The 1,804-nt window shown below is 45.5% G+C and carries 1 protein-coding gene; it reads left to right on the forward strand.

Annotated features, from left to right (window positions below; genetic code table 11):
* Positions 1-45: 45 nt before the first annotated feature.
* Positions 46-1,804 (forward strand): regulator (locus FVQ77_17445; GenBank protein ID MBW8052089.1); only part of this gene is annotated, 1,759 nt, incomplete at its 3' end.

Here is a 1,804-nt window from a genome sequence, read left to right on the forward strand (position 1 = left end):
GCGCTTTGTTTTTTTCAATGCGCAATCTTTAATCCGCAATACTCTATGCTATACGCCCAATGGCTGCAAACCAACGGTCCTTATGGCGGACGTATCCAAAGTATTGCTACAGACGGAACAAACATTTTTGCGGGGACTTGGCGCGGAGGCGTGTTTTTATCCACCAACAATGGAAGTTCCTGGACTGCGGTTAATACCGGTATTGCAAATCTTACTGTCCAATCATTAGCCATAAGCGGCACAAACATTTTTGCGGGGACTGATGTCAGAGGCGTCTTTTTATCCACCAACAATGGAAGTTCCTGGACTGAGGTCAATACCGGTTTGACAAATACTAATGTCCTCTCATTCACCATAAGCGGCACAAACATTTTTGCGGGGACTTGGGGCGGAGTTTTTTTATCCACCAACAATGGAAGTTTCTGGATTGCGGTCAATACCGGTTTGACAAATCTTACTGTCCGGTCATTAGCCATAAGCGGCACAAACATTTTTGCGGGGACTAATGGTGGGGTATTTTTATCCACCAACAACGGAAGTTCCTGGACTGCGGTCAATACCGGTTTGACAAATCTTTATGTCCCTTCATTAGCCATAAGCGGCACAAACATTTTTGCGGGGACTGATTTCGGAGGCGTCTTTTTATCCACCAACAATGGAAGTTCCTGGACTGCGGTCAATACCGGTTTGACAAGTACTTATGTCTATTCATTAGCCATAAGCGGCACAGACATTTTTGCGGGGACTTATCTCGGAGGCGTCTTTTTATCCACCAACAATGGAAGTTCCTGGACTGCGGTCAATACCGGTTTGACAAATCTTCCTGTCCGGTCATTAGCCATAAGCGGCACAAACATTTTTGCGGGGACTGAAGGCAGAGGCGTTTTTTTATCCACCAACAATGGAAGTTCCTGGACTGCGGTCAATACCGGTATTACAAATCCTTATGTCTTTTCATTAGCCATAAGCGACACAAATATTTTTGCGGGGACTTCTGGTGGGGTATTTTTATCCAACAACAATGGAAGTTCCTGGACTGCGGTCAATACCGGTTTGACATATCTTGCTGTCAATTCATTAGCCATAAGCGGCACAAACATTTTTGCGGGGACTAATAGTGGTGGCGTGTTTTTATCCACCAACAATGGAAGTTCCTGGACTGCGGTCAATACCGGTTTGACAAATCTTGATGTCCGGTCATTAGCCATAAGCGGCACAAACATTTTTGCGGGGACTTTGTACGAAGGCGTCTTTTTATCCACCAACAATGGAAGTTCCTGGACTGCGGTCAATACCGGTTTGACATATCTTAATGTCCGTTCATTAGCCATAAGCGGCACAAACATTTTTGCGGGGACTAATGGAGGTGGCGTCTTTTTATCCACCAACAATGGAAGTTCCTGGACTACGGTCAATACCGGTTTGACAGATCTTATTGTCCCTTCATTAGCCATAAGCGGCACAAACATTTTTGCGGGGACCTGGGGTGGAGGCGTCTTTTTATCCACCAACAATGGAAGTTCCTGGACTGCGGTCAATACCGGTTTGACAAATCTTAATGTCTATCCATTAGCCATAAGCGGCACAAACATTTTTGCGGGAACTTATGGTGGCGGGGTATGGATCCGTCAGTTAAGTGAAATAACCGGCACAGGAGAGGGTCCAAATCAGAATAATGCTTATCTCCAATCATCAATCAACCTTTTCCCCAATCCCGCCACCGGCGTCCTCACTATTGAGAGCAACTTAGGGTTGGAAATTGAAAAAATTGAGATTTACAATACCCTGGGGCAGAAGGTTCATG

The sequence above is a fragment of the Cytophagales bacterium genome, from assembly GCA_019456305.1.
GTDB lineage: Bacteria > Bacteroidota > Bacteroidia > Cytophagales > VRUD01 > VRUD01.